Origin of the sequence: Agreia sp. Leaf244 (assembly GCF_001422695.1) — a bacterium.
Classification (GTDB): Bacteria; Actinomycetota; Actinomycetes; order Actinomycetales; family Microbacteriaceae; genus Agreia.
The window spans coordinates 1-22,260 of sequence record NZ_LMLX01000005.1; the positions used below are offsets into that span (position 1 = coordinate 1).

The following is a 22,260-nucleotide window of genomic DNA, read 5'->3' on the forward strand; positions in this document are numbered from 1 at the left end:
GTCGTACAACAGTGGTGCGCACCTGAACCGTCGTACAACAGTGGTGCGCACCTGAACCCGGCCGTGACCCTGGGTCTGGTCGCGAATGGCGCGACCGAGTTCGGTTCCGGTGTACCCGTGAACATCGYGTCGATCCTCACCTACATCGCAGCKCAGCTGCTGGGTGCGATCATCGGTGCCGTGTTCGTGTGGCTCGCGTACAAGCAGCACTTCGACGAGGAACCCGACGCGGCGAACAAGCTCGGCGTGTTCTCGACGGGACCGGCGATCCGCTCCTACGGCTGGAACCTGGTCACGGAGATCATCGGAACGTTCGTGCTGGTGTTCGTGGTCATCGGTTTCGGCGGCGGACGTCAGGGCGAGGGCGGGCTTGCGGCGCTGGGTGCTCTTCCCGTGGCGATCCTCGTGATCGCGATCGGCGCATCCCTCGGTGGCCCGACCGGGTACGCCATCAACCCGGCCCGTGACCTCGGCCCCCGCATCGCGCACGCGCTTCTCCCGATCAAGGGCAAGGGGTCCTCCGACTGGTCCTACTCCTGGGTCCCCGTCGTCGGCCCCATCATCGGAGGCGTCCTCGCCGGCCTCGCCGCCGTGCCGCTTCTCCCCCCCATCCTCACGTAACCGGCCGTCTCGGCCGAAGCAGAACACATAACGAAGGAGTTAGTCATGAGCAAATACGTCATTGCGATCGATCAGGGAACCACGAGTTCCCGCGCGATCATCTTCAACCACGAGGGCGGAATCGTCTCGACCGGTCAGAAGGAGCACGAGCAGATCTTCCCGAAGGCGGGCTGGGTCGAGCACAACCCGAAGGAGATCTGGGACAACGTCCGCGAGGTCATCGGCCAGGCCCTCTCGAAGGCCAACCTGACGCGCCACGACATCGTCGCGGTCGGCATCACCAATCAGCGCGAGACCGCCGTGGTCTGGGACAAGAACACCGGCGAGCCCGTCTACAACGCCATCGTCTGGCAGGACACCCGCACCCAGTCCATCGTCGACCGACTGTCGGCAGACGGCGGCGGAGACCGCTTCAAGGACACCGTGGGTCTTCCCCTGTCGACGTACTTCGCCGGCACGAAGATCGTGTGGATCCTCGAGAACGTCGAGGGCGCCCGCGAGCGCGCCGAGGCCGGCGACCTCATCTTCGGAACGACCGACACGTGGGTTCTCTGGAACCTGACCGGCGGCGTCAACGGGGGAGTGCACGCGACCGACGTCACCAACGCCAGCCGCACGCTGTTCCTCGACCTCAAGACCCTCGAGTGGGACGACGAGATCCTCAAGGCGTTCGACGTTCCCAAGTCGATGCTCCCCGAGGTGCGCTCGTCCTCCGAGGTCTACGGCACCGTGTCCGACTCGAGTCTGCTGCGCGAGGTTCCCGTCGCGGGAATTCTGGGCGACCAGCAGGCCGCCACGTTCGGCCAGGCCGCCTTCGACAAGGGCGAGGCGAAGAACACCTACGGCACCGGCAACTTCTTGATCTTCAACACCGGAACCGACATCGTCAAAAGCGAGAACGGCCTCCTCACCACCATCGGCTACAAGCTCGGCGACGGCGAGACCCACTACGCCCTCGAAGGCTCCATCGCCGTCACCGGCTCCCTCGTGCAGTGGCTGCGCGACAATCTGGGCATCATCCAGAGCGCTCCCGACATCGAGGTCCTTGCGAAGACGGTCGACGACAACGGCGGCGCCTACTTCGTGCCGGCGTTCTCGGGCCTGTTCGCCCCGCACTGGCGATCGGATGCCCGTGGTGCACTGGTCGGACTGACCCGGTTCGTGAACAAGGGCCACATCGCCCGCGCAGCGCTGGAGTCCATCGCGTTCCAGACGCGCGAGGTGCTCGACGCGGTCAACGCCGACTCCGGCGTGCCGCTCACCGAGCTCAAGGTCGACGGCGGAGCCACGGCCAACGACACCCTGCTGCAGTTCCAGGCCGACATCCTGAACGTGCCCGTCGTGCGCCCGGTGGTCGCCGAGACCACGGCCCTCGGTGCCGCCTACGCGGCCGGCCTCGCCGTGGGCTACTGGGACAACCTCGACGACCTGCGCAAGAACTGGCAGGAAGACCAGCGTTGGACTCCCAACATGGACGACGCCGAGCGCGAGCGCCTCTACCGCAACTGGAAGAAGGCCGTCACGAAGACCCTCGACTGGGTCGACGAGGACGTCATCGAGTAACCACGGCTCGACAGCTCAGGCCGTTCCCTGAGCCCGTCGAAGGGCATCCCTTCGACAGGCTCAGGGAACGACTTTGTTAAGGGGGGGGAACGAGTCCGTTAACGGGGGAACGAGTTCGCTAGAGGGCGAAGATCGTCCAGCCGGCGGTGTGCTCCTCGCCGGGATCGAGCACGACGAGGTCTGTGCCCGTGTTGAACGCGTCGGGCGGGCACGTCATCGGCTCGACCGCGAGGCCGAGCCTGCTGATCGACGGCTCCGGCTGGTCGGCCGTGTGGATCTGAACCCACTGGCACTCCGTTCCCCAGCTGATGCCGACGCCCGACGAGCCGTCATGGGTGGTGACCCGCACGGTGGCGAGACCCGAGGCATCCCGCTCGAGCTCGGTGAATGCGTGGTCGATGAACGTCGAGTCGATGGGCCGGGATGCGACGAAGTCGAATGCCCCGTCGTCTTCGAGCTCGACGTCGGCCAGGTCGACGGGAATCAGGCGGTCGGGCGTGACGGTGAGAACGGCACGGGCGGGCAGCTCGAGCGACCAGTCGTCGACGCGGCCCGGTCCCGCGACGAGATACGGATGCGGGCCGGTTCCGTAAGGCGCGGCAGCGCGGCCCGAGTTCGTCGCGCGGATGGTCGTCGACAAGCCGTCGGCCGTGAGCTCGTAGCGAGCGATCAGGTCAATGCGGAACGGGTAACCCGACTGCGCCTCGACGCGGAACGCCAGTTCGACGAACGCCTCGCCGGCCTCCACGAGCGACCACTCCTGCCAGGCGGCAAGGCCGTGCAGCGCGTGGCCTCGCTTCGGCTCGGTGAGTGCCAGCTCGTACTCGGTGCCGTGGAAGGTGTATCGGCCGTCGACCACGCGGTTCGGCCAGGGGGCGAGCACGGCGCCGCGGAACGCAGGACGCACCTCGTCGGCATCGAACGGAACGACGAGGTCGCGGCCCCGGTATCGCAGCGTTCGCAGGCTGGCACCCACTCCCGCAATGTCTGCGGTGTAGTCGCCGAAGGTCAGTGTGTATTCGGTTCCGGACAGCGGGACGTCGGACCGGGTGGAGGCAGTGTTCATAGTGCCTCCACCGTAGCGGCTCGGGCTCAGCCCAGGTGAACCGCGTCGGGCACGTTCATCAGCTCGTCCTTCGACGGGCGCACGAGGAAGAACGAGATCGGCGCGGCCAGCAGAATGAGCCCCGCAGCCCAGAGGAACGCGGTGGAGTAGCCGCTCACGAAGGCCTCGAGCTGTGCCGTCTCAGATGGCGGATTCGCGGCCAGGTACGCGGAGATCGCCGCGGTGTAGAGCGCCGTGAACAGGGCCGTTCCGATCGATCCGCCGATCTGCTGGGTCGCCGACACGGCCGCGCTGGCGACACCGGCGTCGTGCTCGTCGATGCCGGAGAGCGCCACGTTCTGCAGCGGAACGAAGATGCAGGCGAGTCCGATACCGAGCAGGATGACGCCGGGCAGCACCTGGACGACATAGTCGCCCTCGACCGTGATGAACGACAGCCAGCCGAGGCCGGCCGCGGCGATGACCGGGCCGACCGTCATCGGAATGCGCACGCCGATCACGGGGAGGAACCTCGACAGAACGGTGGCGCCGATCATGATGGTGAACGTCATGGGCAGCGAGGCGAGTCCGGACTGCAGGGGAGAGAAGCCGAGAACGATCTGGAAGTAGAACGTGAGGAAGAGCAGGCCGCCGAGAAGCGCCGCCCCGGTGAGGAGTGATACGAGGAACGCCCCGCCGCGAACGCGGTTGAGGATGACGCGCAGGGGAAGCAGCGGGTTGGACGCCCGCGATTCGACCCAGACGAAGGCGGCGAGCAGAACGACGCCGAGGGCGAGGAAGCCGATGGTCTCCCAGCGGCCCCATCCGTTCTCGGCCTGCGAGAAGCCGTAGACGAGCGATGCGAGACCGCCCACGACCAGCACGGTTCCGGGCAGGTCGTAGCGGGTGTTGCCGTGTGCGCGGCTCTCGCGGATCAGGGGGAAGCCGGCGACGATCGCGATCACGGCGATCGGTACGTTGACCAGCAGGCACCAGCCCCAGCTCGCGTACTCGGTGAGCACGCCGCCGAGCAGCAGGCCTACGGCCGCGCCGCCTCCACCGATCGCACCGTAGACGGCGAAGGCCTTGATGCGGTCTTTGCCGTTGGGGAAGGTGATCGTGAGGATGGCGAGGGAGGCGGGGGCGAGCAGCGCTGCGAATGCGCCCTGCAGGCCGCGGGCGATCAGCAGCTGCTCGGTCGTCGCGGCGAATCCACCGATTCCCGAGGCAATGGCGAAGCCGACCATGCCGAGCATGAACGAGCGCTTGCGGCCCCAGTAGTCGGCGATGCGTCCGCCGAGCAGCAGGAGCGATCCGAAAGCGAGCGCATAGATCGTGACGACCCACGTTCGGTCTCCATCGCTCATGCCGAGCTCGACCTGCGCGTCGGGAAGGGCGATGTTCACGATCGTTCCGTCGAGCACGACCATGAGCTGCGCGAGTGCGAGGACGGCGAGCAGCCACCACCTGCGGGGGTGTGCGGCGTGATCGTGGACGGCCTCGGTCGAGGCGGTGGAGGGGGACGTCATAAAGAAGCGGGATCCTATTCGTACGAACTGGTTGGTTGGCTTAGCTATGCTATACCCATGAGAAGCGACGGCGAGGCGACCAGACAGCGAATTCTCGATGCCGCGCGCACGGAGTTCGCCGACTTCGGACTCGCGGGGGCGCGAGTCGACCGGATCGCCGCGGCGGCCAGCGCGAGCAAGGAGCGGCTGTACGCCTACTTCGGCGACAAAAAGGCCCTGTTCCAGGTGGTGCTGCAGTTGAATCAGCGCGAAGTCGCCGAGGCGAATCCGATCGATGTCGATGACCTGCCGGGCTTCGTGGGCGGGGTATTCGATCACACGATCTCGCACCCCGAGCACATACGCATGCTGCACTGGGCGCGACTGGAGGGTGTGTCTCCGTCGCTCTCCGACGATGACAGCTCTCGCCTCTTCCCCGAGCGGCAGCTGATCCTCGATGCACAGGCGGATGGAAAACTCGATGACGAGTGGGAGCCCGAGGATCTCATCACGATGCTCTTCGGACTCGCCTTCGCCTGGGCGAGTGCGCCGAGCACCTTCTCCGGTCCCGGCGACGCACGATCGACCGCCGTCACCGCGCGGAGACGGGCCTCAGCGGTTCGGGCAGCGCAGAAGCTGGTGCAGCCTTCTACGACACCCCGAAATGCCGATCGAGCGAGAAGTTGAAGACCCCCGAGTCGAACGAGTTGTACGCCTCGTAGTCGAGAACCTCGTAGAGCCTGGCGCGGGTCTGCATCTCGGGCAGCATCGAGGTCAGCGACCCCTCCCGCGTGATCGTGTCGAGCCCCCTCTCGGCCGCGCCCATGGCGAGCCGGAGCAGCGAGACGGGGAAGATCACCAGGTTGAGGCCGACGTCGGCGAGCTGCTGCGTGGTGAAGAGCTCGCTCTTGCCGAACTCGGTCATGTTCGCGAGGATTGGCACGTCGACGGCGGCGCGGACGGCCTCGAACTCCTCGAGCGAGGCCATGGCCTCCGGGAAGATCGCGTCCGCTCCCGCGTCGACGAGAGCCTTGGCGCGATCGACCGCGGCCTGCAGACCGTCGACCCCACGCGCATCCGTTCGGGCCATGATGAGGAAGTTCGGGTCGCGGCGCGCCTCGACGGCGGCCTTGATGCGTTTGAGGGCGGTATCGAGGTCGACGACCTGCTTGCCGTCGAGGTGACCGCAGCGCTTCGGGTTGACCTGGTCTTCGAGGTGGAGCCCTGCGACGCCGGCGTCTTCGAGCGTCTGGATGGTGCGGGCCACGTTCATGGGCTCGCCGAATCCGGTGTCGGCGTCGACGAGTGACGGCAGATCGGTCATGCGGGCGATCTGCTGGGAGCGGCCGGCGACCTCCGTGAGGGTGGTCAGCCCGATGTCGGGGAGGCCGAGGTCGGCGGAGAGCACGGCGCCCGAGATGTAGACCCCGTCCATGCCCTTTTCCTGGATCAGCTTCGCCGACAGGGGATTGAACGCGCCGGGGAAGAGCTGCAGCCTGCCGCTCGAGAGTCCCGCGCGGAGGGCGATGCGCTTGTCGGCCGCGGTGGTGGGGGCGTAGAGCATCAGAAGAGTCCCTTCGGGGTCGTGACGCCGTCGAACAGGCCGGGCCTCGCCGTGATCGTGAGCCCCCCCAGTTCATCGGCACCGAGTTCGGGCAGTCGCGCCGCGACCGAGAGGAAGCGCTCGATCTCGGCCTGCTCGAGCACGCCGTCGGCCAGGGTGCGGAATTTCGCGACGTACTGCTCGCGGGCGAAGGGACGAGCGCCGAGCGGGTGCGCGTCGGCGACGGCGATCTGGTCGGTGATGACCGTGCCGTCGGTGAGCAAGATCTCGACCCGGCCTCCGAACGCCTTCTCCTGCGGGTCGATCGAGTGGTACCGCCTCGTCCACTCCGAGTCCTCGACCGTGCGCACGGTCTTCCAGAGGCGCACGGTGTCCTCCCGGCCGGCCCGCTCCGGCGTGTAGGAGTCGACGTGGTGCCAGGCCCCGTCCTGCAGGGCCACCGTGAAGATGTAGGGGATCGAGTGGTCGAGGGTCTCCCGCGACGCGGTCGGGTCGTACTTCTGCGGGTCGCCGGCACCCGAGCCGATCACGAAGTGCGTGTGGTGGCTGGTGTGGATCGTGATGCTGCCGATCCGCTCGGGGTGCTCGACAAGAACCGGATGCTCGTTGTGCAGTCTGCGCGCCAGGTCGATCCAGGCCTGGGCCTGGTACTCGGCCGAGTGCTCCTTCGTGTAGGTGTCGAGGATTCCGCGCTTCCATTCGCCGGCGACGGGCAGCGGCACCTCGTAGGCGGCGTCGGGGCCGTCGAGCAGCCACGCGATCACCCCGTCTTCGCCCTCGTAGATGGGTGTCGGGCTGGTCTCGCCGCGCATGGCCCGGTCGACAGCCTCGACGGCCATCTTGCCGGCGAAGGCCGGCGCGTGGGCCTTCCATGACGAGATCTCGCCCTTGCGGGACTGCCGCGTCGCGGTGGTGGTGTGCAGCGCCTGGCCGACGGCCTGGAAGATCGTCTCGACGTCGAGACCCAGGAGGGTGCCGATGCCGGCCGCGGCCGACGGGCCGAGGTGCGCCACGTGGTCGATCTTGTGGGCGTGCAGGCTGATGGCGCGGACGAGATCGACCTGGATCTCGTAGCCGGTGGCGATGCCGCGCACCAGTTGCGCGCCGGTGCGACCGGCGTGCTGCGCCACGGCCAGGATCGGCGGGATGTTGTCGCCGGGGTGGGAGTACTCGGCCGCGAGGAACGTGTCGTGGAAGTCGAGCTCGCGAACGGCGACGCCGTTGGCCCAGGCCGCCCACTCGGGCGAGAATCGCGCATCCGATGCCAGGCCGAACACCGTCGAGCCGGGGGAGTAGGGGTGGCGTTCGGCCTGCGAGCGCGCCGACACGACCGGCCTGCGCGTGAGCGAGGCCGCGGCGACCGCGGCGTTGTCGATCACCCGGTTGATGATCATCTCGGTGACATCGGCGTCGACCGCCACCGGGTCGGCGGCGACCTCGGCGATGGCGTGCGCGAGCTGGTCTGCGCGCTCCAGGGAATCGGAACTGGGGTGGACGCGAACGGAGTGGAGCTTCACGGGGTGCGATGTCCTTTCGAGAAAACGGCGCGGCCGTGCGGCGGCTACAAACAGGCTAGGCCACCCTCCCTGCCGTCGAGTCTCCTCAGCGGCGGTAGACGCGCACCTCCCACGGCTCGAGGGTCGTGTCGTTCCATTCCGCGTAGTTGCCGATCGGGTGCTCGCCGGCATCGGCGGTCAACCCCGCGGGCAGGTTGAGCGGCTCGCCCGACCAGTTGCCCACAACGAGAAGCCGGTCGTCGCCGCGGGTGCGTGTGAATGCGTAGAGCGTCGGATGCTCGGGCTCGAGCAGGGCGAATTCGCCCAGCGCCACAACCGGCAGCTCGTGCCGCAGCGCGATGAGGCGCCGGTAGTAGTCGAAGATCGACCTGTCGCCGGCCTCCCGGTCCGTCTCGACGTTGATCCGGTCGGCATTGCCGGTGACCTCGATCCAGGGGCGTCCCGTGGTGAATCCGGCCTCCGCTCCCGGAGTCCACTGCACGGGGGTGCGGACGTTGTCGCGACTGCGGAACGCCAGCTGCTCGAGCACAGTGGCCGGGTCGGCGCCGGCGGCGACGACCTCGGCGTAGTGGTTCACGCTCTCGATGTCCTCGTACTGCTCGATGGCGGTGAAGCCTGCGTTCGTCATGCCGATCTCGTCGCCCTGGTAGATGTAGGGCGTTCCGCGGTGCAGGTGCAGGATCGTCGCCAGCAGCGTCGCGGACTCGTAGCGGTACCGTCCGTCGTCTCCGAAGCGGGACACGGAGCGCGGCTGGTCGTGGTTGCCGAAGTAGAGGCTGTTCCAGCCCGTCGACGCGAGGCCCGTCTGCCACCGGGCGAGAGACCGCTTGAGGGCGAGGAGATCGAACGGGAGGTTGTCGAACTTGCTCGTCTCGCTGTGGTCGAGCCCGACGTGCTCGAACTGGAACACCATGTCGAGCTCCTTCCTGTCGGCCCCGGTGAAGAGGGCGGCGTCGTCGACGGTGACGCCGGGCATCTCTCCCACCGTGATCAGCTCGGCGTCGCGGCCCGCGAACACCCGCCGGTGCATCTCCTGCAGGTACTCGTGGATCTGCGGCCCCATCGTCGGGCGGAGGCTGGTGCCGACCAGCTCCGACTCCGTCTTGGCGATGAAGTTGATCACGTCCATGCGGAAGCCGTCGACGCCGCGGTCGAGCCAGCGGTTCATCATTGCGAACACGGCGTCGCGCACCTCGGGGTTCTGCCAGTTGAGGTCGGGCTGCTTCGCGGCGAAGAGGTGGAGGTAGTACTGGCCCGTCTGCGGGTCGAGATCCCAGGCCGGACCGCTGAAGGCGCTCGTCCAGCCGTTGGGCTCCGCTCCGTCCTGCCCATCACGCCAGATGTACCAGTCGCGCTTCGGGTTGTCACGCGACGAACGCGACTCGACGAACCAGGGATGCTCGTCGCTGGTGTGGTTGACCACGAGGTCCATCACCAGCTTCATGCCGCGCTCGTGCACCTCGGCCAGCAGCAGGTCGAACTCCGCCAGCGTGCCGAAGAGCGGGTCGATGTCCTCATAGTCGCTGATGTCGTAGCCGTTGTCGGCCTGGGGCGAGCGATAGATCGGCGACAGCCAGATCACGTCGACGCCGAGCTCGGCGAGATGGTCGAGCTTCGAGCGGATCCCGCCCAGGTCGCCGACGCCGTCGCCGTTCGAATCGGCGAAGCTGCGCGGATAGATCTGGTAGACAACGGCGCGGGTCCACCAGGCGGTCGATTCGGGTGCAGTCTCTGTCATGGTCACTTGACCGATCCCCTCATCACGCCGGACACGACCCACTTCTGCGCGGTCACGTAGACCACGAGGAGGGGCGCCAGCGCCATCAGGTACGACGCGAAGGCGACGGTGTAGTTGGTGTTGAACTGTCCCTGGAAGACGAACTGGGCCAGCGGCAGGGTTCGCGCTGACGGATCCGACAGGATCACGAGCGGCAGGAGGAAGTCGTTCCACGCCCAGACGCAGGTCAGGATGCCGACGGTCGCGTTCATCGGGGTCAGCAACGGGAAGACGACCTTCCAGAAGACGCCCCAGGTGCTCGCGCCGTCCATACGCGCGGCCTCCTCCAGCTCGATCGGAATCGACTGGATGTAGGCCACGAAGATGAAGATGTTGAACGACAGCCCGTAGACCGTGTACAGCAGGATCAGACCGACGGGGGTGTCGAGGCCGAGCAGCGCGGTCTCCTTCACCACGGGGAGCATGATGATCGGGAACGGCACGAAGATCGCCGCGAGGAAGTAGAAGTACAGCCCCTTGAAGAACTTCTTGTGCATGTTGCGCGCGATGGCGTAGGCCACGAGCGAGTTCGTCAGCAAGGTCAGCACGACCGCGCCCACCGTGATGAGCGCCGTGTTCATCAGGGCCTGGGGGAAGTTCGTCAGCTGGTAGGCGTCGGCGAAGTTCTCCCAGCGCACGCTGGTGGGCCACTCGAACCCTGTTCCACCGAGCTGGTCGGGTGACTTCAGCGCCGTGACGATCGTGAAGTAGAGCGGAATCAGCACGGTCAGCGAGCAGACCGCGATGAGGGCCGTCACCCACCAGTTGGTTCCGCCGTTCACGCTGCTGCGGCGGCGCCGCCGACGCGGGCTCGGGGTGGGCACGGTGCGTAGGGCTTCGGTGCCCTGGATTGCTGCAGTCATCAGTAGCTCGCCTCCCTGCGCTGGAGGAAGCGCAGTTGAATGAATGACACGAGGATGATGACGAAGAGGTACACGACCGCGTTCGCCATCTGGTAGCCGTATTCGCCACCCTGGAAGCCGCCGCGGTAGATCACCATGGCGATGGATTCGGTGCTCGTTCCCGGTCCGCCGTTGGTGAGGGCGATGATCTGGTCGAAGACCTGCAGGAACGACTTGAACGACAGCACCATGTTGATGGTGAAGTAGGCGCCGATGAGCGGGAACGTCAGCGAGCGGAATCGCCGCCAGGCCGACGCACCGTCGATACCGGCAGCCTCGTAGATCTCACCGGGGATCGTCTGGAGCCCCGCGAGGTAGAGGATCACGTTGAACGCGGCCGCCTGCCAGACGGTCGTGATCACGATGCCGATCCAGGCGTAGTTCGGGTCGGCGAGGATGTTCCCCGACAGCCCGGAGAGCCCGAGGCTCTCGAAGATGGCCGGGAACGAGTTCGCGAACAGGTAGTTGAAGACGTAGCCGATGATCAGGATGGCGAGTACGTACGGAATGAAGAACACACCGCGGAAGGCGGTCTTGAACTTGATCCGGGCGTTCAGGCCGAGCGCGATCGCCAGGGCGATCACGTTCACGAGAACGGTCGAGACGATGGCGAAACCGAAGGTGAACCCGTAGGAGTTCAGCACGCGGCTGTCCTGGAACAGGTTGATGTAGTTCGACAGGCCCACGAGGTCCCACGTGCCGTAGCCCGCGTAGTTCGTGAGGCTGAAGAACATTCCGGTGAGCACGGGGATGGTGTGCAGGCCGAAGAAGATCACGACGGCGGGAACGACCATCCAGAAGAAGGCCCTGGGGGTCCGTTCGATCCGGCGCCTGGCCGGTGTGCGGGTGGTGCCGGATGCCGTGGGCGCGCTCATGACTTTCCCTTTCGCGAGGTTGCGGTGCGGGCCGCGACCTTGCTCCACTCGGAGTCGAGGTCTGACAGGAAGCGCTCGGTGTTGCCGGTGAGCACGAGGGTCTGGAGCAGGTTCACGAGCGGGATCGATGCGGGGATCTGGTGATCGATGAAGCCGATGATGCGCCCGTCGGTGAAGTACGGTTCGAGGCCGGCGAGGGCCGGGTCGGAGTTCGGCACGGCGTTCTTGAGAGGTGAGAACGTGCTCTGCGATTCGGAGTAGGCCTGCACGACGTCGGGTGACATGAGGTAGTCCACGAACCTCTGGGCCTCGGCGCGGTGCGGTGTGTCCCGGCCGATCGAGATGCCGACGTCGACGCCGGAGACGACGACGCGAGAGTCCGCGTCGTCGGTGACGGGGTACGGGAACGTGGCGATCTGCGCATCCGGGTTCGTCGCCCGGATCGCGGGGATCGCGTACGAGCCCTGCAGGTACATGGCCGATTCCCCGGCTGCGAACGCGGCGTTGCCGGCGTTGTAGTCGCGGCTGGCGAAGTCGTCCTGGCAGTAGCTGTAGAGCTCGACCTCCTTGTCGATGGCGTCGCCGAAGTCCTTCGAGAACGAGACCGTGTCGAGGTCGGAACCCTCGGCGCGGAGGTCGTCGAAGAAGCCCTCCGGCATGAGCGCGCCGCCCAGGTTCACGAATGCGGGGCCCGCGGTCCAGGCATCCTTCATCGTGCAATAGAAGGGCGTCACTCCGTTCTGCTGGAACGTCTGCGCCGCAGCGATCAGCTCGTCCCAGGTGGTCGGAACCTCGACGCCGTTCTCTGCGAAGATCGCCGGGTTGTAGATGATGCCGGACGCGTTGCTGGCGAACGGCAGGGCGTTGACCTCTGAGCCGTCGCCCTGGTCGCAGCTGCCGAGGTCCTGAACGATCTTCTGCACGGCCGGGTTCACCGTGTCGGCCGACCCCTCGCCGCTGAGATCCGCGAAGACGCAGGCTCGGGCCAGTTCGGCGAAGTTGCCGCTCACGTTGAGCGTCAGCACGTCGGGCACCTTGTTCTTCACGAGCAGGGTTCTGATGGCGGTGTCGGGATCGGGGACAGCGTTCTGCACGACGCGGATGTCGGGGTTCGCGGCCTCGAAGTCGTCGATGATGGCAGCGAAGTCCTTCACCGCCTCGGGCTTGAACTGGAAGAAGTCGAGGGTGACGACGCCGTCGTCGGAGCTCGAGCAGCCGACGAGCGCGGAGCCGGCGAGCACGAGCCCTATTCCTGCGGCCAGTACGCGCCTGATCGGGCGGCCGTTCCTCCTCGAGGAACGAGCGGGTGGTGGATGAAACACGAGAACGCCTCCTTGCGTCGTGCGTAACGCGGTCCGGGGTCAGATCGCGATGAATTCGATCAGCCGAAGCTGTTCGGGAAAGAGAACGGGCGCCTGGATGCCCGTGGTGCGGAGCGCTAGGCCGGTCAGGGCGACGGGATGCTCGGCCCACGCGAGCGCGGACTGTCCCGCTCCACCGAGGGGAGTCGTCGGCGACGCCAGCGAGACCCGGTAGACGCGAGAGTCGTCGAGCCCGGGGAACGCGAGGGGTCCCGGCGGGTAGCTCGTGCTGGTGGTGACCTGCGTGTAGGTGAAGACGGCGTGGGCGCGGTCGATGGACACCACGCCGCGCAGGTCTGCGGATGCGTCGGGCAGGTCGGCGTGCACGGCACGACCGGTGTGCACCAGGTCGCGCAGGCGCTTGTGGGCGGTGACCCACTCACCGAGCTCTACGAGCTCGGCGTCATCGAGCTCGGAGATGTCCCACTCGATGCCGAAGTGTGCGGGAAGCGCGACGCCTGCGCGCAGTGCCAGGTCGTGGCGGCGGCCTGTCGAGTGCGAGTGGGGACCGCTGACGTGCGCTCCCATGAGCTCGTAGGGCACGACGACGTTCGTGTACTTCTGGATGGTCAGGCGTTCGAGCGGGTCGATGCAGTCGCTCGTCCAGATGCGGTCGGTGTGCTCGAGGATTCCCAGGTCTACGCGGGCGCCGCCCGATGCGCAGCTCTCGATCTCGAGACCCGGGTGGCGAGCCTTGAGTTCGTCGAGCAGTCTGTAGAGCGCGAGAACGCCGGCGTGCACCGCCGCGCGGCCGGTGACCGTGCTGCCGGCGTCGAGCAGATCGCGATTGTGATCCCACTTGAGATAGGCGATGTCGTACTCGGTGAGCAGGGAGTCGAGTCGTTCGAGCAGGTAGTCGAAGACCGCGGGGTTCGAGAGGTCGAGAACCTGCTGCTGCCGGCCCTCGACGGGCAGGCTGCCGCCCGTCTGGAGCATCCAGTCGGGGTGCGCGCGAGCGAGGTCGGAGTCGGGATTCACCATCTCGGGCTCGACCCAGAGGCCGAACTGCATGCCCAGCGCGGTCACGTGGTCGACGATCGGTCCGAGGCCCTCCGGCCAGACCGAGTCGTCGACGAACCAGTCGCCAAGGCCGGCCGTGTCGTCGCGTCTGCCGCGGAACCAGCCGTCGTCGAGAACGAAACGTTCGGCGCCGACCCGCGCACCGGCATCCGCAAGCCGTGTCAGCCGGTCGAGATCGTGGTCGAAGTAGACGGCCTCCCACGTGTTGAGGGTCACGGGCCTGGATGCGACGGGATGGTTCGGCCGGGCACGGAGCGATTCGTGGAACCGTGCCGACAACGCGGTGAGACCGTCGCCCCACGAGCCGATCGCATCCGGGGTCGTGTAGCTCTCGCCCGATGCGAGGATCACCTCGCCGTTCGCGAGCAGCTCGCCGGCCTGCACGAGGGCGTGCGCCGCCACGGTGCGCTCCGCGGCGAGGCGCTGGTTGCCGCTCCACGCGAGGTGGACGGCGTGCACCAGTCCGCGCTCGAAACCGAAGCCGGGGGTGCCCGCGGCGATGAAGAGGGTGGAGTCGGCGCCGGGACGCCCGCGGCGGCTGTCGCGCACGTGCCGTCCTGTCGTGAACTCGTGGCGCTGGGGCGAGCGCTCGCGCAGGTGGCGACCTGTGGTGTCGAGGAGCTGCCTGGCTGTGTGTGGCACGGGGAAGGTGGCGACGAGCTGCTCGAGCGCGTAGTCGTCGGCGCCCAGGTTCGTGATCGTGTGGCGCTGGCGCAGCAGGCCGGCCTCATCGACGGAGAGTGTCGCGGTGAGGCGCAGCTGCGCGAGCTCGTCGTCGGCGATGAAGGTCACCGAGGTCGCGCTCAGGTCGTGTACGTCGGCAGCCGCGAAGCGTGGGGAGAAGTCGCGGCCACGGCGCGAACCGATGAGGCCGGGTTCGTTCTGCCAGCCGGCGGATTCGAGCGGGACGATGGTGAGGCGCGCCGGCGTATCGAGCGCCCCGGAGACGCGCTGCGGCCGTGCGGCGACGGCCAGGTCGGCGAGTCGCGATTCTGAGAGGGCCCCGAGGTCGTCGCCCCAGTGGATGATCGCGGGGAATCCCGGCGTGGCGAGGTCGATGACCACGCTCGTGCCCCCGGCTCGGAGGTGGATGACGTCGCTGCGGCTCTGCATGGATAATTTCTACCGCGAAACTAATTACGCTGTCAACTGCGAATTCGTGGGGACTCCGGCCGTGTTCTTCTCGCGCAACTGGCTGATTTCGTTGATAATCGAAACAAATGAACGAGACGATCCGAGAATTCGAGACCAGGGACCCCGCTCGCGAACTCGCGCGCGAAGTGCTGATCCACGGTCCGATCGCGCGCGGCGAGCTCGGGCGCAGGCTCGGGTTGTCGCCCGCGAGCCTCACGCGCCTCAGCCGTCCGTTCCTCGACCACGGCATTCTCGTCGAGGGGCAGGAGCGCCAGGACGGCGCCGTCGGCAGGCCCGTGAAACCCCTCGACGTGAGGGTCGACGCGCAGCGGATGCTCGGGGTCAAGATCACGGGCGAGTACGTCTTCGGCGTCGTCACCGACCTGCGCGCGACCGTTGGGGCGTCGGCGACCACACGACTGGCCGGACACGGCGTCGACGACGTGCTCGACGGCATCCAGAACCTGATCGACGACCTCGACGCCCACGACGTCGCGGCGATCGGCGCCAGTATCGGTGGCAAGGTGACCGGATCGTCGCTCGTCGTGCGCGCGCCGTTCCTCGACTGGCACGACGTCGCCCTCGGCACCGCGATCGAGGAGCGCTTCGGTCGGCCCGCAACCGTCGAGAACGACGTGGTGGCGCTCACGACGGCCGAGCAGTGGTTCGGGCACGCCCGCGGAATCGACAACTTCTCGGTGATCACCATCGGAGCGGGAGTCGGATACGGGCTCGTCGTGCACGGACGCCAGGTGATCACCTCGGATACGGGCCTCGGGCTCGGAGGACATTTTCCCCTCGACAACACCGGCCCGCTCTGCGTCGACGGGCATCGGGGCTGCTCGTCGGCCATGCTCTCGATCGGAAGCATGTGCTCGTCGGCCGGTGTCGGCCTCGGACGATCCGTGGAATACGACGAGCTGCTCGCGCTCGCGGCCGAGGGCAACGCCGTCGCCCGTCAGGTGGTCGACACCTCGGCCCGGGCCCTGGGAAGGCTTATCGCCGCCAGCGCGAACCTCGCCATGGTCGACATCGTGGTGCTCTCGGGGGAGGGCATCGGGCTGCTCGAGGTCGCAGACGGCGTCGTGCGCGCCGCCGTCGAAGCGGATCGCGACCCCGACGCGCTTCCCGTGCAGATCAGACGCACCGACGCGGACTTCACGTCGTGGGCCCGCGGCGCCGCCGCGGTCGCGATCCAGTCGGGCTTCGGCCTCATTCCAAGCGCGGCGGCGCTTCGCTAGGGTGAGGGGATGACCCTCACCTCCGGCCCGGTGCACGAGATCGACCAGGTCGCCGGTCTCGGTGTCGCGATCGCCCAATTCGCCCCCGGCGCAGACAAGGGTGCGAATCTGGCCGCCATCACGCGACTGGCCGAGCGCGCGGCGTCGCGCGGCGCATCCATCGTCGTGTTCCCCGAGTACTCGTCGTACTTCTCCGATCCGTTCGGCGACGGTTTTCTCGAGAACGCCGAACCGCTCGATGGCCCGTTCGTCACGGCGTTGGGCTCCTTGGCCGCCCGCCTGGGCATCCATGTGGTCGCGGGCATGATCGAGACGACAGACGCCGGCGAGCGGTTCTCGAACGCCGTCGTCGCCGTCTCGCCGACGGGCGGGCTCGTGGCCTCGTATCGCAAGCTCCACCTCTACGACGCGTTCGGGTCGCGTGAGAGCGACTTCGTCGAACCGGGCGTCATCGAGGCTCCAGAGACCTTCGCCGTCGGGCCGTTCACCGTGGGCCTGCAGACCTGTTACGACATCCGCTTTCCCGAGGTCTCGAGGCGCCTGGTCGACGCCGGAGCCGACCTCGTGCTCGTGCCCGCCGAGTGGGTCAGGGGAGTGCTGAAGGAACATCACTGGCGCACGCTCGTCACCGCGCGCGCCCTCGAGAACACGATCTATGTCGCCGCGGCCGATCACACGCCGCCGATCGGGGTCGGGGCCAGCCTCGTCGTCGATCCGATGGGAGTGACGATCGCCTCCCTCGCCGAGAACGAGGACGTCGCCGTCGCGTGGATCGACCGGGGTCGCGTCGACGAGGTGCGGCGCGTGAATCCTGCGCTGGCTCTCCGTCGCTTCGGAACGCGAGAGCTGTAGGAGGCGATCGAAGTGGCTGCGGAACGGGAGAGCCTGCAGTTCTCGTCGCGTGAGGAGTTCCGCGACTGGATGCTCGAGAACCAGGATCTCGAGGTCGGCATCTGGCTGATCGTGGCCAAGAAGGGCGCCCCCTTCACGACGGTCACCTATGCCGAGGCGCTCGACGTGGCCCTCGAGTTCGGATGGATCGACGGGCAGTCGCGCTCACGAGACGAGCACACGTCGTTCCGCGGCTTCACGCCGCGCAGGGCTGCCAGCCCGTGGTCGATGCGCAACCGCGTGGCTGCAGAAGCGATGATCGCCGACGGCCGGATGTCGCCCCGAGGCCTGGCCGAGATCGAGCGGGCGAGGGCGGATGGCCGGTGGGACAGGGCCTACGCGGCCTCGACCAATGCGCAGCCGCACCCGGATCTACTCAGCGCCCTCGAGCAGAACCCGGCCGCGAAGGCCTTCTACGCGACCCTCAATGCGCAGAACCGGTTCGCTGTGTACTACCGCATCCATGCGCTGAAGACGGAACAGGGCCGGGCCCTGGCCATCGAGCGCATGGTCGAGAAGCTCGCGCGCGAGGAGAAGCCCGCGGGTTGACGTCAGCGGCTCTCGCGGCCCGCGCGGGCGAGCTGGGCGGCGGCACGCTCGAGCACGTCGACCTTCTTGCAGTAGGCGAATCGCACGAGCGACGAGTACTCGCCCGCGAGCTGTTCGCCGCAGAAGGCGCTGATAGGGATGCCCACCACTCCGGCGAGCTCTGGCAGGTCTCGGCACAATGCTGCCGCATCCTTGTAGCCGAGCGGCGCGGCATCGGCCACCACGAAGTAGCCGGCCTGAGGGGTGAACACCTCGAAGCCCGCCTTGGCGAGACCGGTCGAGAGCAGGTCGCGTTTGCCCTGGAGCGTGCGCGCGATGCCCTCGAAGAAGTCGTCGCCCAGGCCGAGCCCCAGCGCGATCGCGGGCTGGAACGGGGCGCCGTTCACGAAGGTCAGGAACTGCTTGACCGCGAGGATCGCCGTGACCAGCTCGTGCGGCGCGGTCAGCCATCCGATCTTCCAGCCGGTCGTGTTGAACGTCTTGCCGCCCGACGAGATCGTGACCGTGCGCTCCCGTGCGCCAGCGAGCGTCGCCACCGGGATGTGCGGAACGCCGAAGGTGAGGTGCTCGTAGACCTCGTCGGTGACGATGATCGCGTCGTGCTCGTGGGCGAGCTCGACGATCAGTTCGAGGGTCTCGCGCGGCAGCACCGTTCCGGTGGGGTTGTTCGGGTTGTTGATCAGGATGACGCGGGTGCGGTCGGTCACGGCGGCGCGCAGGTCGTCGTGGTCGGGCAGGAATGCCGGCAGTCGCAGGGGAACGGTGCGGTGGATGCCTCGGGCGAGGGCGATCACGGCGCCGTACGCATCGTAGAAGGGCTCGAGGGTGACGACCTCGTCACCGTCGTCGACCAGCGCGAGGAGCGTTGCGGCGAGCGCCTCTGTCGCGCCGGCCGTGACAAGGACCTCGCGTTCGGCGTCGACCTCGAGCGCGTAGAACCGCTTCTGGTGCGCGGCGATCGCCTCGCGCAGCACGGGCATGCCGAGCCCTGGCGGGTACTGGTTCAGTCCGTCGCTGATCGCGCGGCGCGCAGCTTCGAGGATCTCGGCCGGGCCGTCCTCATCGGGAAAACCCTGCCCGAGGTTGATCGCGCCCGTCGACGTGGCGAGGGCACTCATCTCGGCGAAGATCGTCGACCGAATCGAGCCGTCGGGCGACAGCAGGCCCGCTCCGCGCGCTGTGCGCTGCCAGGAACCAGAGATAGTCACGAAGATCAAACCTACCGCCAGCCACCATGTGGATAACTTTCCGCGTCACGCGCCGACATCCTCTACGGTGTTCCCATGTTCCGTCAGAAGCGTGCGTTTGTAAGCGCGGTGTGCCTAATTGTGGTTTGCCCACTGATATTCGCTCTTGCCGGATGCGAGGCGAAGACACCTCGAATCTCCTCCTCACCCAAGCCATCAGTCAAGTCAAACGTGGCCGTGACTGATGATGAAGCGGCGCGTTTGGTAGAGAGTGCATACGCGGACTATCTGAGTGTCAGTGATCAGATCTATTCGGAGGGCGGAACGAACGCGAACCGGATCGATGAGGTAGCTCGCGGAGACGCGGCTGAGGAATTCAAGAGCGCTGCGTCCGACTTGTCGGCAAAACAATTCCGCACTCTGGGAAAAACAACTGCTGACTCCGTTCAGATTCAGACCATCGATAGCCACTCCGGCGGAGTCAGTTCAATTACCGCCTACTTATGCAGCGACGTTTCGGCAGTTGATGTGGTCGACGTCGACGGCGCCTCCATGGTGAGTCCCGATCGCAATGCGCGAACGCCGTACCAAATCGTCGTCGAGATTCAAGACTCGAAGGCTCTCATCTCATCAAGGGTCGTTTGGGTCGGAGACAACTTTTGTTAAGGCTGCTGACTTTACTGCTGTTCGGTGGAGTGTCGCTAACTGCTCCTGGAATCGCAACAACTTCGGGGTGCTCTGATATCGACGCCCTGCTGACAGGGTGTGGGGCGGTTTCCGGGGGTGGGGTCGATGTGGGGCTCGGTAGCGCCGAGGGCGGGGGAAGCGGCTCCGGCGGGGGATCGGGCGACGGAGGTAGCGTCGGTTCCGCGGAGGGCGGCTCCGGTGGCTCCGACGGCTCCGGCGAAGGCGCGGTGGAGGTGCCCTGTGCCTCCACGAACGTCGTTCTGTGCTCGGAGATGAGACGTGTCGCTCCGGATGAGCAGACCCCCAGGACGACGACGCCGGTCGTAACGACTCGGGAGATCGCCCATCTGGTTCCCGGGGCCGCCGGCCGGGGAATGGAGCCGAACGGCTGGATGGTCGTGGGGCTCCCGACGAACTTCTATGCCGACGCGGTTCCGAGCGTCGTGTCGACGACCCTGCTCGGGAGCCCGGCCGAGGTTCGATTCACTCCGGTCTCGTTCACGTGGGACCACGGAGACGGCACGTCGACGACGAGCGCGACGGGCGGAGCCCGGTGGGCCTCCCTCGGCGTTGCCGAGTTCTCCGAGACGGCGACAAGCCACGTCTATGACCGGCCAGGCGACTACACGATCACGCTCACGATCCTGTACGCGGCCGAGTACCGCATCGGCGGTGGTGAGTGGCGAGCCCTGGCAGGCACCGTGCCCTCGACGGCACCGCCGATCACCGCGTCGGCCAAGGCCGCGAAGACCATGCTCGTCGCTGACGACTGCGGTCGACGTCGCATATCTCCCGGGTGCTGACGGCGCGGAATACGGTTCCAGCGTCGGCGGTTGCCAACTCCAAGCTTCGCCCGAGCGATACGGCAGTTCGTTTCCAGCCCACGCATAGACAACGTCCAGCTTCGATGGCGATGCTTACTGAGCTTGGAAGGAGCACCCATTGTCTGAGAACACCGACAACCCGATCAACCCGGCGGCAGCCGAGGGCATTGACCGCGACGACACCACGAACACCGGTTCGAGCCCCGCCGCCAGCCAGAACGCCCCCGCCTTCCCCAACTACGCACCCGGCGTCTCCGCAGAGACCCCGCCCACGACATCCGCCCCCGAGGCCACCAACGAACCGCGCACCCCGCAGGTCCCGGAGCGGCAGCAGGCCACCCCGCAGGCAGTGCAGCCGACCGCACCTCAGCCGGCGGCCGTCCAGCCGACCGCACCGCAGCCGACCGCACCTCAGCCCATCGTCGCCCAGCCGTCCGCCGCGCCTCAGCCGGCCGCGACGCAGCCGACCGCGCCTCAGCCGTACAACCCGGCGTACTCTCAGGCCCCGGCACCGCACCAGTCGGCCGCCCCGACCCAGCCGCACCCCCACCAGACGCAGCCGACGCTTGCCTACGCCCCGGCCCAGGGCAACTACGGCAACGGCGCCTTCGGACAGCCGCCGCAGCAGCCCCCCGTCGCCGGCGGCGACACCGCGGGTTCGCGCGCCCCGAAGCGGCGCGGAGGCCCCGTGCTCATCGCCGCACTGGCCATCGCCGCTCTCGTGGGCGGTGGATCGGGCGCAGGCATCAGCGCGTGGGTGATCAGCCAGAACCAGCAGTCCAGCAGCACCACGGCCACCGGTCCGCAGACCATCACAGTCAACAATGCCGACGACGCCTCGCTTGCAACCGCCGTGGCCGCCAAGGCCTCGCCGTCGGTCGTCACGATCTCGGTCAACGACGGGTCGTCGGGCGGCACCGGTTCGGGTGTCATCCTGTCCGACGACGGCTACATCCTCACCAACACCCACGTCGTCACCCTCGATGGCGCGACCGCCACCCCCACCATCCAGGTCACGACCAACGACGGACGTCTCTTCACCGGCACGCTCGTCGGCACCGACCCTGTCGCCGACCTCGCGGTCATCAAGCTCGATAAGGCCAGCGACCTCACCCCGATCACCTGGGGCGACTCGACCAAGCTGAACGTCGGCGACTCCGTTGTGGCGATCGGTGCCCCGCTCGGCCTGTCCGGCACGGTCACCACCGGAATCGTCAGCGCCCTCAACCGCGCGATCACCGTCGCCTCCTCGGCCGCCCCGAAGGGCGACAACACCGACGAGACGGCCCCGGACAGCAACGGCGATTCCGGAGACGGCTCGCAGGACAACCCCTACGACTTCTGGAACTTCGACATCCCGGGCCAGGACGGCTCGCAGTCGCAGGGCCAGGCACAAGCCACGTCGAGCATCTCCCTGGCGGTCATCCAGACGGATGCGGCGATCAACCCGGGCAACTCCGGTGGCGCGCTGCTGAACGACAAGGGCGAGCTCATCGGAATCAACGTGGCCATCGCGAGCGCGGGCTCCACGAGCGCCGACAGCCAGTCCGGCTCGATCGGCGTGGGCTTCTCCATTCCCGCCTCGCTCGCACAGCGCATCGCGGAGGAGATCATCAAGGACGGCTCGGGAAGCCACGGTCTTCTCGGAGCCTCCGTCGGCGACGCCAGCGCGGACCAGGCGCTCGCGAGCGTCACAGCCGGAGCCCTCGTGAAAGAGGTCTCGTCGGGCGGCGCGGCCGAGAAGGCCGGTATCAAGGCCGGTGACGTCATCACCGCGTTCAACGGCATCGCCGTGGCCAGCGCCACCGATCTCACGGCGCAGGTGCGCAGCCTCGCCGCCGGATCCGATGCCAAGCTCACCGTCTACCGAGACGGCAAGAGCCAGGACATCGACGTGACTCTGGGAGAGCTGACCCAGTAGCGCGTCGAGCGACACACGATCCCCGGACGGCCTCGGCCGCCCGGGGATCGCTGCGTGCTCCACGTGGCGACCG

19 protein-coding genes are annotated in these 22,260 nt (G+C 67.4%); 9 read left to right on the forward strand and 10 right to left on the reverse strand.

Annotated elements, in window-relative coordinates; translation table 11 throughout:
- Together ASF06_RS14300 and glpK are read left to right on the forward strand one after the other, a co-directional pair.
- Window positions 1-621, forward strand: a 621-nt coding sequence (locus ASF06_RS14300) for an MIP/aquaporin family protein (protein WP_055949617.1), incomplete at its 5' end; no start/stop codon positions are given.
- A gap of 45 nt (window positions 622-666) precedes the next feature.
- Complete coding sequence (gene glpK, locus ASF06_RS14305) at window positions 667-2,184, forward strand: glycerol kinase GlpK (protein WP_055948597.1); 1,518 nt, start codon at window positions 667-669, stop codon at window positions 2,182-2,184.
- A 118-nt stretch (window positions 2,185-2,302) separates the two neighbouring features.
- On the opposite strand, the gene ASF06_RS14310 is transcribed toward glpK, so the two are convergent.
- Window positions 2,303-3,250 carry an aldose 1-epimerase family protein gene (locus ASF06_RS14310; RefSeq protein ID WP_055948600.1) on the reverse strand — a complete coding sequence of 316 codons (948 nt, stop codon included), beginning with the start codon at window positions 3,248-3,250 and terminating at the stop codon, window positions 2,303-2,305.
- A gap of 26 nt (window positions 3,251-3,276) precedes the next feature.
- Window positions 3,277-4,758, reverse strand: coding sequence for an MFS transporter (locus ASF06_RS14315; RefSeq protein ID WP_055948602.1), 1,482 nt, complete (start codon window positions 4,756-4,758; stop codon window positions 3,277-3,279).
- A 57-nt stretch (window positions 4,759-4,815) separates the two neighbouring features.
- Here ASF06_RS14315 and ASF06_RS14320 point away from each other — a divergent pair, with 57 nt between their 5' ends.
- Window positions 4,816-5,424 (forward strand): TetR family transcriptional regulator, encoded by a 609-nt coding sequence (locus tag ASF06_RS14320; protein ID WP_055948605.1) that lies wholly within the window; start codon window positions 4,816-4,818, stop codon window positions 5,422-5,424.
- Here ASF06_RS14320 and prpB read toward each other — a convergent pair.
- From prpB to ASF06_RS14355, 7 genes are all read right to left on the reverse strand, one after another.
- The gene (prpB, locus tag ASF06_RS14325; RefSeq protein WP_055948607.1) at window positions 5,387-6,301 is read right to left on the reverse strand and encodes a methylisocitrate lyase; all 915 of its coding nucleotides are present in this window, start codon (window positions 6,299-6,301) and stop codon (window positions 5,387-5,389) included. The two genes, ASF06_RS14320 and prpB, sit on opposite strands and share 38 nt — an antisense overlap.
- On the reverse strand, window positions 6,301-7,818 hold the full coding sequence (locus ASF06_RS14330) for an MmgE/PrpD family protein (RefSeq protein ID WP_055948609.1): 1,518 nt from the start codon (window positions 7,816-7,818) through the stop codon (window positions 6,301-6,303). The genes prpB and ASF06_RS14330 overlap by 1 nt, the downstream gene beginning before the upstream one ends.
- 85 nt (window positions 7,819-7,903) lie before the next feature.
- Window positions 7,904-9,556 carry a glycoside hydrolase family 13 protein gene (locus ASF06_RS14335; protein ID WP_055948613.1) on the reverse strand — a complete coding sequence of 551 codons (1,653 nt, stop codon included), beginning with the start codon at window positions 9,554-9,556 and terminating at the stop codon, window positions 7,904-7,906.
- A 2-nt stretch (window positions 9,557-9,558) separates the two neighbouring features.
- Complete coding sequence (locus ASF06_RS14340; RefSeq protein ID WP_055948616.1) at window positions 9,559-10,458, reverse strand: carbohydrate ABC transporter permease; 900 nt, start codon at window positions 10,456-10,458, stop codon at window positions 9,559-9,561.
- Window positions 10,458-11,372, reverse strand: a complete 915-nt coding sequence (locus tag ASF06_RS14345) for a carbohydrate ABC transporter permease (protein ID WP_082479770.1) — start codon at window positions 11,370-11,372, stop codon at window positions 10,458-10,460. The genes ASF06_RS14340 and ASF06_RS14345 overlap by 1 nt, the downstream gene beginning before the upstream one ends.
- Window positions 11,369-12,613 carry an ABC transporter substrate-binding protein gene (locus ASF06_RS14350; RefSeq protein WP_055948621.1) on the reverse strand — a complete coding sequence of 415 codons (1,245 nt, stop codon included), beginning with the start codon at window positions 12,611-12,613 and terminating at the stop codon, window positions 11,369-11,371. The genes ASF06_RS14345 and ASF06_RS14350 overlap by 4 nt, the downstream gene beginning before the upstream one ends.
- Before the next feature lie 120 nt (window positions 12,614-12,733).
- Window positions 12,734-14,866: an alpha-galactosidase gene (locus tag ASF06_RS14355; RefSeq protein ID WP_055948623.1), complete on the reverse strand. Its 2,133-nt coding sequence runs from the start codon at window positions 14,864-14,866 to the stop codon at window positions 12,734-12,736.
- A gap of 107 nt (window positions 14,867-14,973) precedes the next feature.
- Here ASF06_RS14355 and ASF06_RS14360 point away from each other — a divergent pair, with 107 nt between their 5' ends.
- The 3 genes from ASF06_RS14360 to ASF06_RS14370 are packed head-to-tail and all read left to right on the forward strand — an operon-like array spanning window position 14,974 to window position 17,568.
- Window positions 14,974-16,128, forward strand: coding sequence for an ROK family protein (locus ASF06_RS14360; protein WP_055948625.1), 1,155 nt, complete (start codon window positions 14,974-14,976; stop codon window positions 16,126-16,128).
- Between the two features lie 9 nt (window positions 16,129-16,137).
- On the forward strand, window positions 16,138-16,980 hold the full coding sequence (locus tag ASF06_RS14365) for a carbon-nitrogen hydrolase family protein (RefSeq protein ID WP_055948630.1): 843 nt from the start codon (window positions 16,138-16,140) through the stop codon (window positions 16,978-16,980).
- Between the two features lie 12 nt (window positions 16,981-16,992).
- Entirely contained in the window at window positions 16,993-17,568 is a 576-nt protein-coding gene (locus tag ASF06_RS14370; RefSeq protein WP_200920388.1) for a YdeI/OmpD-associated family protein, read from the forward strand.
- A 2-nt stretch (window positions 17,569-17,570) separates the two neighbouring features.
- Here the strand turns inward: ASF06_RS14370 and ASF06_RS14375 are convergent, their stop codons facing one another.
- Complete coding sequence (locus tag ASF06_RS14375; protein WP_055949622.1) at window positions 17,571-18,776, reverse strand: aminotransferase class I/II-fold pyridoxal phosphate-dependent enzyme; 1,206 nt, start codon at window positions 18,774-18,776, stop codon at window positions 17,571-17,573.
- A gap of 75 nt (window positions 18,777-18,851) precedes the next feature.
- On the opposite strand from ASF06_RS14375, the gene ASF06_RS14380 reads away from it, so the two are divergent.
- The 3 genes from ASF06_RS14380 to ASF06_RS14390 all read left to right on the forward strand — a co-directional run bounded on the left by ASF06_RS14380 (window position 18,852) and on the right by ASF06_RS14390 (window position 22,187).
- On the forward strand, window positions 18,852-19,421 hold the full coding sequence (locus ASF06_RS14380) for a hypothetical protein (protein ID WP_157439224.1): 570 nt from the start codon (window positions 18,852-18,854) through the stop codon (window positions 19,419-19,421).
- Between the two features lie 128 nt (window positions 19,422-19,549).
- Window positions 19,550-20,245: a PKD domain-containing protein gene (locus tag ASF06_RS19590; RefSeq protein WP_157439225.1), complete on the forward strand. Its 696-nt coding sequence runs from the start codon at window positions 19,550-19,552 to the stop codon at window positions 20,243-20,245.
- 139 nt (window positions 20,246-20,384) lie between these two features.
- Entirely contained in the window at window positions 20,385-22,187 is a 1,803-nt protein-coding gene (locus tag ASF06_RS14390) for a S1C family serine protease (protein WP_235501028.1), read from the forward strand.
- Window positions 22,188-22,260 lie beyond the last annotated feature (73 nt).

Coding starts and splice junctions, on each gene's coding strand:
- glpK (WP_055948597.1), top strand. CDS start 667: ATGAGCAAATACGTCATTGCGATCGATCAGGGAACCACGAGTTCCCGC.
- ASF06_RS14310 (WP_055948600.1), bottom strand. CDS start 3,250: ATGAACACTGCCTCCACCCGGTCCGACGTCCCGCTGTCCGGAACCGAA.
- ASF06_RS14315 (WP_055948602.1), bottom strand. CDS start 4,758: ATGACGTCCCCCTCCACCGCCTCGACCGAGGCCGTCCACGATCACGCC.
- ASF06_RS14320 (WP_055948605.1), top strand. CDS start 4,816: ATGAGAAGCGACGGCGAGGCGACCAGACAGCGAATTCTCGATGCCGCG.
- prpB (WP_055948607.1), bottom strand. CDS start 6,301: ATGCTCTACGCCCCCACCACCGCGGCCGACAAGCGCATCGCCCTCCGC.
- ASF06_RS14335 (WP_055948613.1), bottom strand. CDS start 9,556: ATGACAGAGACTGCACCCGAATCGACCGCCTGGTGGACCCGCGCCGTT.
- ASF06_RS14340 (WP_055948616.1), bottom strand. CDS start 10,458: ATGACTGCAGCAATCCAGGGCACCGAAGCCCTACGCACCGTGCCCACC.
- ASF06_RS14345 (WP_082479770.1), bottom strand. CDS start 11,372: ATGAGCGCGCCCACGGCATCCGGCACCACCCGCACACCGGCCAGGCGC.
- ASF06_RS14355 (WP_055948623.1), bottom strand. CDS start 14,866: ATGCAGAGCCGCAGCGACGTCATCCACCTCCGAGCCGGGGGCACGAGC.
- ASF06_RS14360 (WP_055948625.1), top strand. CDS start 14,974: ATGAACGAGACGATCCGAGAATTCGAGACCAGGGACCCCGCTCGCGAA.
- ASF06_RS14365 (WP_055948630.1), top strand. CDS start 16,138: ATGACCCTCACCTCCGGCCCGGTGCACGAGATCGACCAGGTCGCCGGT.
- ASF06_RS14380 (WP_157439224.1), top strand. CDS start 18,852: ATGTTCCGTCAGAAGCGTGCGTTTGTAAGCGCGGTGTGCCTAATTGTG.